This window comes from Streptomyces incanus (assembly GCF_042656345.1).
Classification (GTDB): Bacteria; Actinomycetota; Actinomycetes; order Streptomycetales; family Streptomycetaceae; genus Streptomyces; species Streptomyces incanus.
The window spans coordinates 29,597-42,911 of sequence record NZ_JBHSPC010000015.1 but is presented as its reverse complement, the minus strand read 5'-3'; the positions used below and the strand labels follow the sequence as shown (position 1 = coordinate 42,911).

General features: G+C 71.6%; 13 protein-coding genes. 5 read left to right on the top strand and 8 right to left on the bottom strand.

Features of this window, described 5'->3' with window-relative positions:
- The first annotated feature begins 99 nt into the window (after nt 1-99).
- Nucleotides 100-570: a hypothetical protein gene (locus ACFP2V_RS05985; RefSeq protein WP_381206530.1), complete on the top strand. Its 471-nt coding sequence runs from the start codon at nt 100-102 to the stop codon at nt 568-570.
- Nucleotides 571-752: 182 nt separating this feature from the next.
- The gene (locus ACFP2V_RS05980; RefSeq protein ID WP_381206527.1) at nt 753-1,484 is read left to right on the top strand and encodes a nucleotidyltransferase family protein; all 732 of its coding nucleotides are present in this window, start codon (nt 753-755) and stop codon (nt 1,482-1,484) included.
- A 160-nt stretch (nt 1,485-1,644) separates the two neighbouring features.
- On the opposite strand, the gene ACFP2V_RS05975 is transcribed toward ACFP2V_RS05980, so the two are convergent.
- From ACFP2V_RS05975 to ACFP2V_RS05950, 6 genes are all read right to left on the bottom strand, one after another.
- Nucleotides 1,645-3,429 carry a DoxX family protein gene (locus tag ACFP2V_RS05975; protein ID WP_381206524.1) on the bottom strand — a complete coding sequence of 595 codons (1,785 nt, stop codon included), beginning with the start codon at nt 3,427-3,429 and terminating at the stop codon, nt 1,645-1,647.
- Nucleotides 3,430-3,558: 129 nt separating this feature from the next.
- On the bottom strand, nt 3,559-4,500 hold the full coding sequence (gene rlmB / locus ACFP2V_RS05970; protein WP_381206521.1) for a 23S rRNA (guanosine(2251)-2'-O)-methyltransferase RlmB: 942 nt from the start codon (nt 4,498-4,500) through the stop codon (nt 3,559-3,561).
- A 176-nt stretch (nt 4,501-4,676) separates the two neighbouring features.
- A complete protein-coding gene (cysS, locus tag ACFP2V_RS05965; protein WP_381206518.1) occupies nt 4,677-6,083 on the bottom strand; it encodes a cysteine--tRNA ligase in 1,407 nt (468 codons plus the stop codon).
- A 94-nt stretch (nt 6,084-6,177) separates the two neighbouring features.
- Nucleotides 6,178-6,711 (bottom strand): 2-C-methyl-D-erythritol 2,4-cyclodiphosphate synthase, encoded by a 534-nt coding sequence (gene ispF / locus ACFP2V_RS05960; protein WP_381206514.1) that lies wholly within the window; start codon nt 6,709-6,711, stop codon nt 6,178-6,180.
- The gene (ispD, locus tag ACFP2V_RS05955; protein WP_381206511.1) at nt 6,701-7,477 is read right to left on the bottom strand and encodes a 2-C-methyl-D-erythritol 4-phosphate cytidylyltransferase; all 777 of its coding nucleotides are present in this window, start codon (nt 7,475-7,477) and stop codon (nt 6,701-6,703) included. The genes ispF and ispD overlap by 11 nt, the downstream gene beginning before the upstream one ends.
- 391 nt (nt 7,478-7,868) lie before the next feature.
- Complete coding sequence (locus ACFP2V_RS05950; protein ID WP_042168913.1) at nt 7,869-8,351, bottom strand: CarD family transcriptional regulator; 483 nt, start codon at nt 8,349-8,351, stop codon at nt 7,869-7,871.
- A 765-nt stretch (nt 8,352-9,116) separates the two neighbouring features.
- Here ACFP2V_RS05950 and ACFP2V_RS05945 point away from each other — a divergent pair.
- Complete coding sequence (locus tag ACFP2V_RS05945) at nt 9,117-9,800, top strand: copper chaperone PCu(A)C domain-containing protein (protein WP_381206507.1); 684 nt, start codon at nt 9,117-9,119, stop codon at nt 9,798-9,800.
- A gap of 182 nt (nt 9,801-9,982) precedes the next feature.
- Here the strand turns inward: ACFP2V_RS05945 and phoP are convergent, their stop codons facing one another.
- Both phoP and phoR read right to left on the bottom strand, forming a co-directional pair.
- Complete coding sequence (phoP, locus tag ACFP2V_RS05940; protein ID WP_465269202.1) at nt 9,983-10,654, bottom strand: two-component system response regulator PhoP; 672 nt, start codon at nt 10,652-10,654, stop codon at nt 9,983-9,985.
- Nucleotides 10,655-10,659: 5 nt separating this feature from the next.
- Entirely contained in the window at nt 10,660-12,012 is a 1,353-nt protein-coding gene (gene phoR / locus ACFP2V_RS05935; RefSeq protein ID WP_381206503.1) for a two-component system sensor histidine kinase PhoR, read from the bottom strand.
- Nucleotides 12,013-12,280: 268 nt separating this feature from the next.
- On the opposite strand from phoR, the gene phoU reads away from it, so the two are divergent.
- Nucleotides 12,281-12,979, top strand: coding sequence for a phosphate signaling complex protein PhoU (phoU, locus tag ACFP2V_RS05930; RefSeq protein WP_381206501.1), 699 nt, complete (start codon nt 12,281-12,283; stop codon nt 12,977-12,979).
- A gap of 124 nt (nt 12,980-13,103) precedes the next feature.
- On the top strand, nt 13,104-13,268 hold the full coding sequence (locus tag ACFP2V_RS05925; protein WP_381206498.1) for a hypothetical protein: 165 nt from the start codon (nt 13,104-13,106) through the stop codon (nt 13,266-13,268).
- Nucleotides 13,269-13,315: the final 47 nt, after the last annotated feature.

Sequence of the window (13,315 nt, the reverse complement as noted above, 5' to 3'; positions counted from 1 at the left end):
AGTGTGCGTCAACGCGCTACCCGGGAATCGCCCCTGTCATGTCACCCGAACCGGTGACTGAATGTCTCCATGCCATTACCGGACGCTACCCTCACACGCGTGAAGCACTCCACTAACCCTCAGACGCGACGCGGCCGGGGCCCCGCCCGCCGGGTCGGCCGCACCCTCGCCTTCGTCCTGCCCGTGGTCCTGGTGTTCTCCGGAACCCTCGCGGTCGCCCGGGTCAACTGGTCGGGGAGCCCTTCGAGTCCGGTCCTCGCCGCCGCCGACACCGCCGTGTCCGGGGCCTCCTCGTCCGGCGCGTCCTCGCGTACCGCCGAACGGGCCCCGCACGAGGTCCTGCGGGACAGGCTCCTGGTCGAGTTGCAGGAGGAGAACCCGGGCGTCGCCCTCACCCACCTCCAGCAGGCGGTGAACGACCGCCCGTCGCTGGCGCGGCACTGCACGTCGATCGCGCGTGCGCTCGGCAAGGCGGCGGTCCGGGTGTACGGCCCCACCAGGGCCCAGTCCTACACCCGTCCGGTCTGCGACACCTCCTTCGCGTCGGGGGTGCTCACCGCCCACGGCTGAGCCCACGCCCGCCCCGCCGCCAGGCTCCCGGCCGGCTCCTCGCCGGGCCCTTCTGCGGGGCCCCTCGGCCGGACCTTTCAGCAACTCCTCGGCCGGGCCCGCCGTCTGTCCCGCAGGCAGCGGGGCGTTGCCCGCCCCGGGGCCCCCGGTCCGGCCCTCAGGGCGCCACGTACAGTGCGCTCATGACCCATCCGAGCGCCGCGTCGCGCCCTGTTCAAGCCGTCGTCCTGGCCGGTGGGCAAGGCTCCCGGCTCCGTCCGTACACCGACGACCGGCCCAAGCCGATGGTCGAGATTCCCGGTACGGGAACCCCGATCATCGGCCATCAGCTCTCCTGGCTCGCCGAGGAGGGCGTGACGGATGTCGTCGTCTCCTGCGGTCATCTCGCCGAGGTGCTGCAGGAGTGGCTGGAGACCGTCGATCTGCCGCTCTCCGTCACCACCGTCGTCGAGACGGAACCGCTCGGCCGCGGCGGCGGTCTGCGGTACGCGGCCGCCCGCCTGCCGCACCCGGACCAGCCCTGGTACGCCACGAACGGCGACATCTGGACCCGTTTCTCGCTGCGCGACATGGCGGACTTCCACACCGAGCGGGACGCCGTCGCGACCCTCGCTCTGGCCCGCCCGCGCCTTCCGTGGGGCGCGGTGCAGACCGACGGGTTCGGTCACATCACCGACTTCATAGAGTCGCCCCCGTCGCCGTTCGAGATCAACGCGGGGGTGTACGTCTTCTCCCCCGAGTTCGCCGGTCTGCTGCCGGAGCGCGGCGACCACGAGCGCACCACGTTCCCGCGGCTGGCCCGTGAGCGCCGGCTGGCCGGGTTCCCGATCCCGCAGGGCTCCTACTGGCGGGCGATCGACACCGCGAAGGACCTGACGGAGGCGGCGAAGGAACTGGCCTCCCAGAGCCGCTGAGTCCCCGCGCCGGCCCCCCAAGCCACACCGCCCTCCAGCCACCCCGCCCTCCAGCCACACCGCCCTCCAGCCACACCGTCCCGGCTCGACGACGGGGTCCCGCACGTCACTCCGTGCGGGACCCCGTCGTCTTCGCGCCTGTGCCGGGCGGCCGGGCGGCCTATCCCAGCAGCCCGCCCACGAGTCGGCCGGGCTGCTCGGGCGCCGGGCCCTCGTCCCCGCCCCCGCCCCCGTCCCCGCCGCCTCCGCCGTCGCTCGGGGCGCCGCTGTCGCCGCCGCCTCCGGTGGTGCCGCCCGTGGTGGCGCCGGCGCTGGTGCTCGGGGCCTGTTCCACCGGGGACGACTGCTGGGGCGGGGCCTCGCCGGTGGTGCCCTGGGTCTGGCTGGGCGCGCCGGTGACACCACCGCCGGTGTCGAGGGTCGCGTCGGGGGTGGCGGCGTCCTCGGACGGACCGGCGCTGCCGGCTCCGGAAGTGGCGCCCTCGGTGGGTGAGGTGGAGGCGGACGGGGTCCCCTCCCGGCGCTCGCCGGGCTCCTGCGGAAGCGGGGAGCCGGGGAGTTCGTTGCGCGGGGCCTCGCCGGGGCCGGGGACGACCACGCGGTCGGCGTCACGCACGGCGCCGCCGAGCAGCGAGCCGGTGAGCAGGGTGAGTCCGCAGACGACGACGGTGACGAGGGCACCGCGGCGCAGCACGTAGCGGCGCAGGTCCCAGAGGTCGGAGCGGGGTCCGAGGCGGCGCCAGGCGCGGGCGACGAGGCGGCCGTCGACGGAGTAGACGGGAGCACCGGCGATGATCAGCGGGGACCAGGCCGCGAGGTAGATGATGTCGGGCACGTCGTAGGCGGGGGCGCTCTTCCAGCTGACGGTGACCAGCAGCGCGGCGGAGAGCAGGGCGCCGATGACGGCGCCGACGCGCTGCCAGCAGCCGAGGATGGTGAGGACGCCGACGATCACCTGGAGGAAGGCGACGAGGAGTCCGGCGCCGATGGGGTGTTCGAGGGCGAACTGCTGGAGCGGCTGGGCGACTTCCCACGGGTGCAGGGTCTTGAGCCACGTCACCATGGAGCCGCGCTCGCCGCCGTCGAAGTAGAGCGGGTCGCAGAGTTTGCCCATGCCGGCGTAGATGGAGACGAAGCCGAGGAAGAGGCGCAACGGGAGCAGGACGACCCCGAGGTTCATCCGGCGGCCGGGGTAGTAGGCGTGCCGGGCCGGGTCGTCGCCGTGGCGCCTGGCGCGGCGGCCGCCGGTGTTCGGGTCGGTGGTGGTCCGGTGCCCGCCGGTGTCCCCGAGGTCGCCGCTGTCGTAGTCCTGTTCGTCGTATCCCTGCCGGCCGTAACCCTGCTCGTCGTAGTCCTGGTCCCCGTAGCCCTGGTCCCCGTAGCCCTGGCCGCCGTACGCCGGTTCGTCGTAGGCGCTGCCGACGGTGCGCATGGGGGGCAGCAGGGGCTGCCGGCCGCCGTGGGTGCGCTGGGGGCCGACGACGGGCGTTTCGAGGGTCTGGGCGGCCGGGTCCTCGGCGTAGCCGTAACCGTCGCCGGGACGGGGGACGACCTGGGTGGCGCCGGCGTCGGTGAACGGTTCGTCGGCGTGGCGGACGCCTTCGTGCCGCATGGTCTGGAGGAGCCGGTGCGCGCCGGTGTCGTCGGGGGCCGAGCGGCCGCTCCAGACGACGGGGCGCCGACGGGCCGCGGACCGGCCCGGGGCGCCCACGGTGGTGACGACGGGGATGCGGGCCGTGTCCTCGGCCGCGATCAGGTGCCGTGCGATCCGCTGGGATTGGACGCGTCGGTTCGAGACGCCCAGCTGCACGCGGAAGCTGGCGTGATTGACGATGACCTGCGCCGGATCGCTCGGCACCTTCACCATGCTCAGCGCGGGAGCGTCGTCGAGTCCCGACGAGCGGTCCCCCGTAGGTGTGCGGGGTGTTCTGGTGTCCACACTCATCTAACCGAGTGACCCGACGTTAGGACACTGCCTTGACGCGCCGGATGTGTCCGGACCGCGTCAAGCATGTCCCCCACCCGTCCGGACAACCTGGAATACCCCGTACGGGTGAAGGTGTCGAACGGTCTTTCAGGCGCGGCGGCGTGCCGCCTCGTACAGCACGACTCCCGCCGCCACACCGGCGTTGAGGGATTCGGTGCCGCCCGGCATCGGGATCCGCACCCGGAAGTCGCAGGTCTCGCCGACGAGTCGGGAGAGCCCCTTGCCCTCGCTGCCGACGACGATCACCACGGGGCCCGCCAGCGCCCCCAGTTCGCCGACCTCGGACTCTCCGTCGGCGGCCAGCCCGACGATCGCGATCCCCGCCTTCTTGTACGCCTCCAGGGTGCGCGTCAGGTTGGTGGCCCGCGCGACGGGCGTACGGGCGGCGGCACCGGCGGACGTCTTCCAGGCGCCGGCGGTCATCCCGGCGGCGCGCCGTTCGGGGACGACGACGCCGTGGCCGCCGAAGGCGGAGACGGAGCGGACGACGGCGCCGAGGTTGCGCGGGTCGGTGACACCGTCGAGGGCGACGATCAGCGGGTCCTGGCCCGCGTCGTGGGCGCCCGCGACGAGGTCCTCGGGGTGCGCGTACTCGTAGGGCGGGACCTGGAGGACCAGGCCCTGGTGGTTCAGCCCGTTGGTCATCCGGTCGAGTTCGGGGCGGGGCGCCTCCATGAGGTTGATGCCGCCGCGCTCGGCCGCGAGCTGGAGCGCCTCGCGCACCCGCTCGTCGTTGTCGATGAACTGCTGGACGTACAGCGTGGAGGCGGGCACGCCCTCGCGCAGTGCCTCGACGACGGGGTTGCGCCCGACGACGAGTTCGGAGGTCGAGCGTCCGCCGCCGCGCCGCTGCGGGGCGCGGCCGACGGTCCGGCGGGCCTTCGCCTGGGCGATGCGCTGCTTGGCGTGCCCCTTGCGCATCTCGGCGGGGGGCGTGGGCCCCTTGCCCTCCAGGCCCCGGCGCCGCTGGCCGCCACTGCCGACCTGCGCGCCCTTCTTGCCGGACATGCGGCGGTTGTTCGCGGCCATGATGTACCCGTCTCCATGAAGTCGTGCGTGCGTACGGATCTGCGTACGCGCGTCGGTGTTGCGTCTGTCACGCCGGTGTGTCGGTGTTACGTCTATGCAGTGTGCCGCCCGGAGGCCCGGACGGCACACTCGATCTTGCGGCCGTGCTGGGGCCGTGCCGCGGCCGCACGTCCGCGTCAGCGTGGGCCGAGGCTCCAGCGTGGACCCTGCGGACCGTCCTCGATGACCAGTCCGGACTGGCCGAGCTGGTCGCGGATGGCGTCCGCGGTGGGCCAGTCCTTGCGGGCCCGGGCGGCCTCGCGCTGGTCGAGGACCATGCGGACGAGGCTGTCGACGACGCCGTTCAGATCGTCGCCGCGGCCGGCATCGCCGGCCCAGTGCGCGTCGAGGGGGTCCAGGCCGAGGACGGCGAGCATGGCGCGCACCTCGGCGAGGCGGGCGACGGCCGCTTCCTTGTCGTCGGCGGCCAGCGCGCTGTTGCCCTGCCGGACGGTGGTGTGCACCACCGCCAGCGCCTGCGGTACGCCGAGGTCGTCGTCCATGGCCTCGGCGAAGGCGGGCGGCACCTCGGCGGCCGGTTCGACGGCGTCCGCGGTGCCGGTCAGCTCGCCGACCCGCTGGATGAAGCCCTCGATCCGCGAGAACGCGGACTCCGCCTCGTGCAGGGCCTCCTCGCTGTACTCGATCATCGAGCGGTAGTGCGGGGTGCCGAGGTAGTAGCGGAGCACGATGGGCCGCCAGCGCTTGACCATCTCGCTGACGAGCACCGAGTTGCCGAGCGACTTCGACATCTTCTCGCCGCTCATGGTGACCCAGGCGTTGTGCACCCAGTACCGGGCGAACTCGTCGCCGTAGGCCTTGGCCTGGGCGATCTCGTTCTCGTGGTGCGGGAAGATCAGGTCGAGGCCCCCGCCGTGGATGTCGAAGACGGGTCCGAGATATTTGTGCGCCATCGCCGAGCACTCGAGGTGCCAGCCGGGACGCCCGCGGCCCCACGGCGACTCCCAGCTCGGCTCTCCGGGCTTGACCGCCTTCCACAGGGCGAAGTCGCGCGGATCGCGCTTGCCGGTCTCGCCCTCGCCCGACGGCTGGAGCAGATTGTCGAGCTCCTGGTTGGACAGCTCCAGGTACTCGGGGAACGAGGTGACGGCGAAGTAGACGTTGCCGTCGGCCTCGTAGGCGTGGCCGCGCTCGATGAGGCCGCGCATCATCTCGACCATCTCGGTGATGTGGCCGGTGGCGCGCGGCTCGTAGGTCGGGGGAAGGCAGCCGAGGGCCTGGTAGCCGTCGGTGAAGGCGCGCTCGTTCTCGTAGCCGATGGACCACCAGGGGCGGCCCTGCTCCACGGACTTCGCGATGATCTTGTCGTCGATGTCCGTGACATTGCGGATGAACGTCGTGCGCAGACCGCGGTACTCGAACCAGCGGCGCATGATGTCGAAGTTCAGCCCCGAGCGGATGTGCCCGATGTGGGGTGCCGCCTGCACGGTGGCACCGCACAGGTAGATCGAGACACAACCCGGCTGGAGCGGGGTGAAGTCACGAATCTGCCGGGCGCTGGTGTCGTACAGGCGAATAGTCACCCCTCCAGGGTAGTCGGCCCGGGGCGGTGCCTCGCGCCCCTTTCCGCCGTCCTCGAACCGTGTTTCGGTCGGTCCTGGTCCGCGCGGACGGCGGTCAGCCCCGGTCCGTGCGGACGACGAGGGCGGTGGCGACGGCCATGAGTCCTTCGCCGCGGCCCGGGAAGCCGAGTCCGTCGGTGGTGGCGCCGGAGACCGACACGGGCGCCCCGGCGGCCTCGGAAAGGATCTTCTGGGCCTCGTCCCGGCGCTTGCCGATCCTGGGGCGGTCCCCGACGACCTGCACCGCGACGTTGCCGATCCGGAATCCGGCCGCCCGCACGATCCGCGCGGCCTCGGTCAGCAGGGTCACGCCGGAGGCGCCGGACCACTCGGGCCGCCCGGTGCCGAAGTGCTGTCCCAGGTCGCCGAGGCCGGCGGCGGAGAACAGGGCGTTGCACGCGGCGTGCGCCACGACGTCGGCGTCGGAGTGCCCGGCGAGTCCGGGCCCCTGGCCCTCCCACTTCAGGCCGGCGCACCACAGCTCCCGGCCGTCCTCGAAGGCATGGATGTCGGTACCGATGCCGACCTGCGGGAGGACGGGCTCGGCGTGGACGGCCTGCGCGCGTACGGCCTGCGGCTCAGAAGCCATCGTTGAGCCTCCTGCGGGCGAGGACCGCCTCGGCGAGGACGAGGTCGAGGGGGCGGGTGACCTTGAACGCCTCCTCGTGGCCGGGCACGGTGACGACGGCCAGGCCCAGCTGCTCGACCATGCTCGCGTCGTCGGTGACGTTGTCGGTCACCGTCTCGTGCGCGCGCACCAGGGTGGCCCGGTCGAAGCCCTGCGGGGTCTGCACGGCACGCAGCAGGGACCGGTCGGGGGTGGCGACCACGGGCTCCGGCTCTCCGGGGACGGCGGCGGGCTCGACCTGCTTGACGGTGTCGGCCAGCGGCAGCGCCGGGACCACGGCGGGGGCACCGTCGCGAACGGCCTCGACGACGGCGTCCACGGTGTCGACGGGGACCAGCGGGCGGGCCGCGTCGTGCACCAGGACGATGTCGAACCCGGGCGGCAGCGCGTCGAGGCCGAGTTTCACGGACTCCTGACGGGTCTCCCCGCCGGGGACGACGACGAACTCGGTGCGGTCGGGCAGCGCGTGCGCGTCGAGCAGCGTCCTGACCTCCGCGGCGCCCTCGGGCGGGGCCACGACGACGACCAGGGAGACGGCACGGGAATCGGCCATCGCGCGGACGGCGTGGATGAGCATGGGCGTGCCGCCCAGGGTGCGGAGCGCCTTGGGCGCGCCCGGACCGAGGCGCACACCCCGGCCGGCGGCCGGGATCACGGCCGCCGTGCGGGCGGCCGTACGGCCGGACACGGGCTGCGCCGGCGACTGCGGGAGTGGCTCGTCAGACATCGGTTCCTGTCAGGTTTGTGTGCTGGATCCGAGTGGGTATGGCCTGGGCGTAGCCCTTGCTCCCGAAGCGGGGGAAGTGCCGGGCGTACCGCCTTGACCAGCCCCTTCCGTGACCCTGGTCGGGTCGGCCGCCCGGACCCGGCACGGGTGCGGGGAAGCGCGGCGGGTGCGAAGCGTACGGGCTGGGCGGCATACGGACGGTGTCACCTACGGATGATGTCGATGATGTCCGGGTACGAACATGCCGCAGCGCCCGGCGACTTCACACACGTCATCGGGCACCGCGGCATTTCGATGTGCTGGTCCTCGAGGTGCACATGGAATTCGGTGTGCTATCGAGCACCGGGCGACGAAGCTCCGTGCGTGCCCCGCCTGCTGCGCTTTCCTCGCCTCAGGAGGCGAGGACCTCGTCGAGGAGAGCCTCGGCCTTGTCCTCGTTGGTCTTCTCCGCGAGAGCGAGCTCGCTGACCAGGATCTGGCGCGCCTTGGCGAGCATGCGCTTCTCACCGGCGGAGAGACCGCGCTCACGCTCACGACGCCACAGGTCACGCACGACTTCCGCGACCTTGATGACATCGCCCGAGGCGAGCTTCTCCAGGTTTGCCTTGTACCGACGGGACCAGTTCGTGGGCTCCTCGGCATACGGCGCGCGCAGCACCTCGAAGACCCGGTCCAGCCCGTCCTGACCGACCACATCACGCACGCCGACGAACTCCGCATTGTCCGCTGGCACACGTACCGTCAGGTCGCCCTGGGCGACCTTCAGCACCAAGTAGGTCTTGTCCACGCCTTTGATCTGGCGAGTTTCGATAGCCTCGATCAGCGCGGCCCCGTGATGGGGATAGACCACGGTGTCGCCAACCTTGAACGTCATGTGACAGGTACCCCTTCCGTGGCTATCAAGGGTAACACGGATACAGCGTGTTCTGAATGGCGTTTTCGCAGGTCAGGGCCATTCTCGGGGCTTGACAACAGCATCAGGAACGTGCTTCGGCCATGGAACGGAAGCAGGTATTCGCAGGTCGGAGGGGCTCTCCAGGGCAAGCGAAACGCGTACGTTACACGCATCCGGAGCTCCCCGGAGACGCCCATACGTCCCCATATGCCTGACTCCAAGTGCTCGACTTCCGCTACTCCGTTCGGTGCGTGCGGCCGGGTTCCAGCCGAATCCGGAATTGATCACGAGCCCTCCGGAACACGCCGACGGTGATCCATTTCCGAACCGTCCGCCGCATTTTCCGGTCCGGCCCCCGCATTCCTTCACGGAATATGCGCCACGCCGAGGGGAGGACACCCCCGGCCGTACTTATGTGAATGCCGGAGGAGTGTCCGGCCGGAGTAACCCGCGAGTCACTTACGCGAGCCGGTGACGGGCATCACGCCCTCACACGCGGGCTCGCTCTCCGGGCATCACGCTCCGGGACCTCCGGGATCACACACGAGCCGAGGGCCGACCACGGCGCCCGTGCGCGCCATCCGGGGTGAACAGTGGGCGCCGCAGAGAGGGTCGGGTGCGGACGCGCGGGAGCGGCTCGATAACCTGAGGCCGCTGACAGGCACCCACTGGCAGCGAACGACAGATACCCAGGGCGGCTGACCGGTCGCCACCGCTCGTACGAGTCAAGGAGTTGCCGCCGCCGTGAGCAGCAGCCTTCGACGCGGGGCCATCGCCGCCGCCGTCATCGCGTTCTCGATCGCCTCGCTCTCCGCTTGCACGGCCGGCAACAACGCCCAGACCCTGCAGGTACAGCCGGACAACGCCGCGGCGACCGTCGGCGTCATCAAGGTCCAGAACGCCATCGTCGTCACCCAGCCGGACCTCCAGTCCACGGGCCCGGCCGTCGTCTCCGCGACCCTGTTCAATGAGGGCCGCACCGACCAGACGCTGGAGTCGATCACCCTCCCCGGCACCGGCAAGACCGCCGAGCTGACCCCCGCCAAGGGCGGCAGTCTGACCGTCCCGGCCGGCGGCCGGCTCATCCTCGGCGGCAAGGGCAACGCCTCGGCCGTGCTGTCCAGCAGCCGTGAGTCCGTCCAGGACGGCAACGCGCAGCCGGTCACCTTCACCTTCAGCGAGACCGGCGACGTGAGCCTGCGCGCGTTCGTCTACCCGGCCGAGAGCTTCTTCACCGACTGGGGCCCGAGCAACATCCCGACCGCGCCGGAGGCCTCGACCAAGCCGTCGGCGGAAGCGTCCGGCAAGGCGACGGGCTCGCCGAGCGCACCCGCGGCCGGCGGGGCCGAGGGCTCCGCCGACACGACGGACGCCCCCGAGGGCACCCCGTCCGACGCCGCCTCGGCCAGCCGGCCGGCCGGCGACTGAGCGGTGGCGCGCGGACGCGTACCCGCGTCCGCGCACTGATACGCCGGTGGGCGGAACCCCTGAGCAGGGGTTCCGCCCACCGGCGTATCAGTGGCCGGTGCCGGGCGATGACGGTCGACGCCGGTCATCGGGCACCGGAAACCGGGCGCCGGGCCGAGGACGGCCCGGTCCCGGAGGCCCGTCTACGGCTCGAACTTGTAGCCGAGCCCGCGGACCGTCACCAGGTAGCGCGGCGCGCCCGGGTCCGGCTCGATCTTGGCGCGCAGCCGCTTGACGTGGACGTCGAGGGTCTTGGTGTCGCCCACGTAGTCGGCGCCCCAGACCCGGTCGATGAGCTGCATCCGGGTCAGTACGCGCCCGGCGTTGCGCAGCAGCATCTCCAGCAGGTCGAACTCCTTCAGGGGCAGGTCGACCTTGGTGCCGCTCACGGTGACCACGTGCCGGTCGACGTCCATGCGGACGGGGCCGGCCTCCAGGGCGGCGGGGGCGACCTCCTCGGGCTCGCCCCTGCGGCGCAGCACGGCGCGGATACGGGCGACCAGCTCGCGTGAGGAGAACGGCTTGGTGACATAGTCGTCGGCCCCTATTTCCAGGCCCACCACCTTGTCGATCTCGCTGTCCTTGGCGGTCACCATGATGACGGGGACGTTGGAGCGGCCGCGCAGCTGGCGGCACACCTCGGTTCCCGGCAGGCCGGGCAGCATCAGGTCGAGGAGGACGAGGTCGGCGCCGTTGCGCTCGAACTCGTCGAGACCGTCGGGCCCGGTGGCCGCGACGGCGACCTCGAAGCCTTCCTTGCGGAGCATGTACGACAGGGCGTCGGAGAAGGATTCCTCGTCCTCGACGACGAGCACTCGGGTCACGGAAGGACCTCCGGGGAGGGAAGCGTTTCGTACGCGGATGGATCAGGGGAATGGGGGGAGCTGACGGTCCGTCCGGCCTCGGCGTCGAGGCCTTCGGGTTCGTCCTGGTGGGACGGCTGGGATGCGCGGTCGCGGGTGGGGGCCGCGGCGGCCTCGGGAAGCCGCAGGGTGAAGGTGGAGCCCTGGCCTTCGGCGCTCCACACGGTGACTTCCCCGCCGTGCGAGGCGGCCACGTGCTTCACGATCGCCAGCCCGAGACCCGTACCGCCCGTGGCACGGGAGCGGGCCGGGTCGACACGGTAGAAGCGCTCGAAGACGCGCTCCTTCTCCTTCTCCGAGATGCCGATGCCCTGGTCGGTCACGGCGATCTCGATCATGTCCCCGCCCGGCCGGCCGATCCTGCGGGCCGCGATGCCGACGCGGGTGCGGGCGGGTGAGTAGTTGACGGCGTTCTCGACGAGGTTGCCGAGGGCGGCGGCGAGCTGGCCGCGGTTGCCCCAGATGCGCAGGTCGCCGAGCTCGATGGCTTCCGCCTGTCGCCCGGCGTCGCTCTGATCGGCTCCTTCGGGCGACCACACGTTGGAGGCCATGGTGATCTGTTTGATGCCCGCCGCGTGCCGGCAGCGGCCGACGGCCTCGGCGACGAGTTCCTCCACGCGGACGGGTTCGGCGTCCTCGAGCGGGTCGTCGTTCTGGACCCGGGAGAGGTCGATGAGTTCCTGCACCAGGTTGGTGAGGCGGACGGCCTCGCCCTGCATGCGGCCGGCGAAGCGCTCCACGGCCTGGGGGTCGTCGGAGGCATCCATGACGGCTTCGGAGAGCAGGGAAAGCGCGCCGACCGGGGTCTTCAGTTCATGGCTGACATTGGCGACGAAGTCCCGCCGTACCGCCTCTATGCGACGGGCCTCGGTGAGGTCCTCCACGAGCAGCAGGACGAGCCGGGAGCCGAGGGGGGCCACCCGGGCGGAGACGGCGAGGGCCTCGCCGCGTCCGGTGCCGCGGCGGGGCAGGTCCAGTTCGACCTGGCGTATCTCGCCGTCGCGCCGGGTGTCGCGGGTCATCTGCAGCATGGGGTCCACGGCGAGCTTGCCGCCGCGGACCAGCCCGAGGGCGTACGCGGCGGAACTGGCCTTGACCACGCCGTCCGCCTCGTCCAGGACGACGGCGGAGGAGCGCAGTACGGACAGCACGGTGTCCACGCCCGGCGGAAGCACCGGGTCCGTGTGCAGCGAGGAACGCGTCGAGCGCCTCTGTTCGCGCTCGCTGAAGCGGAACGCCAGCATGGCGATGACGCCGGTGAGTACTCCGGCGATCGCTGCCACTGCGGCGACCGCCGCGTTCACGTCCATGTGTCCAGGTTAGGCATGCGCCGACCGGTGGCCACAGCCACGGGACGACAAGCTCGAACACTCGTCGCCCAGAGTTCACCTTGGAGCCAGGGATGATTCATGTAAGGGGCCGGATTCGGACGCGTGGAGAACGGAACGTGGGAGCGTGGGGTTCGCACCGTCGGTCGCGCGGGGTTCGCGCTGTCGGCTGCGTGGCGGGGCACCCGCCCCAAAACCCCACGGGGGCCCCGGCCCCCACAACCCCATTGGACGCATGAGAGGAAGCCTGATGCGGGACGCGTATCACGAGGAACTGGATTCGATCGGCGACGGTCTGGTGGAGATGACCCGACTGGTCGGGTCGGCGATCGGGCGCGCCACGACCGCCATCCTCGACGCCGATCTGAAGCTGGCCGAGAACGTGATCGAGGCCGACCAGAAGGTCGACGAGCTCCAGCACGAGCTGGAGGCTCTGGCCATAGCCCTGCTGGCGCGCCAGCAGCCGGTGGCGACCGACCTGCGGATCGTCGTCACCTCGCTGCGGATGTCGGCCGACCTGGAGCGCTCCGGCGACCTGGCGCAGCATGTGGCGAAGCTCGCGCGGCTGCGGTACCCGGAGCGTGCCGTGCCGAGCGACCTGCACGCGACCATTCTGGAGATGGGCCAGCTCGCCCAGCGCCTGATGGCCAAGGCGGCCGAGGTGATCATCACCAAGGACGTCGACCTGGCACTCCAGCTGGAGCAGGACGACGACGCGATGGACCTCCTCCACCGCGCCCTCTTCCAGCACCTGATGGACGACCGCTGGAAGCACGGCATCGAGACGGCCGTCGACGTGACGCTGCTGGGCCGCTACTACGAGCGTTACGCCGACCACGCGGTCTCGGTCGCCAAGCGGGTGGTCTACCTGGTCACGGGCGAGCACGCGGACGAGATCCAGCCGGACATCCAGCCCGACATCCAGGCGGCGCCGGCGACGGATGCCTGACCGGACAGTGCGGGGAATCGGCCAGGGGGCGTGCGCGAGTCCCAATGCGCCGTCGATGCGCCGTTGATGTGCCCAGGGGAGCGGGCATCCAATGGGCACAGGCACCAGTCTCGAGGAGGGACCCATGGCCGATTCCCCCAGCTCCACCGGCACGACACCCGATCCCGCGCGGGAGCGCGAGACCGAGCAGCCGGCCGAGATCAGGAGCCTGACCCTGATCGCCGCGTGCGGCTGCGGCTCGGGCTGCGGCTGCGGCTGCCAGTCGGGCAGCCCCTGCCAGTGCGGCTGAGCCCATCCGCACAACCGTTCGATCTGCATGCGTCGAAGGCCCCGGTG

Coding starts and splice junctions, on each gene's coding strand:
- ispD (WP_381206511.1), bottom strand. CDS start 7,477: ATGTCTGACGAGCCACTCCCGCAGTCGCCGGCGCAGCCCGTGTCCGGC.
- phoR (WP_381206503.1), bottom strand. CDS start 12,012: ATGGACGTGAACGCGGCGGTCGCCGCAGTGGCAGCGATCGCCGGAGTA.
- ACFP2V_RS05925 (WP_381206498.1), top strand. CDS start 13,104: ATGGCCGATTCCCCCAGCTCCACCGGCACGACACCCGATCCCGCGCGG.
- ACFP2V_RS05950 (WP_042168913.1), bottom strand. CDS start 8,351: ATGACGTTCAAGGTTGGCGACACCGTGGTCTATCCCCATCACGGGGCC.
- rlmB (WP_381206521.1), bottom strand. CDS start 4,500: ATGGCCGCGAACAACCGCCGCATGTCCGGCAAGAAGGGCGCGCAGGTC.
- ACFP2V_RS05980 (WP_381206527.1), top strand. CDS start 753: ATGACCCATCCGAGCGCCGCGTCGCGCCCTGTTCAAGCCGTCGTCCTG.
- ACFP2V_RS05975 (WP_381206524.1), bottom strand. CDS start 3,429: ATGAGTGTGGACACCAGAACACCCCGCACACCTACGGGGGACCGCTCG.
- ispF (WP_381206514.1), bottom strand. CDS start 6,711: ATGGCTTCTGAGCCGCAGGCCGTACGCGCGCAGGCCGTCCACGCCGAG.
- phoU (WP_381206501.1), top strand. CDS start 12,281: ATGCGGGACGCGTATCACGAGGAACTGGATTCGATCGGCGACGGTCTG.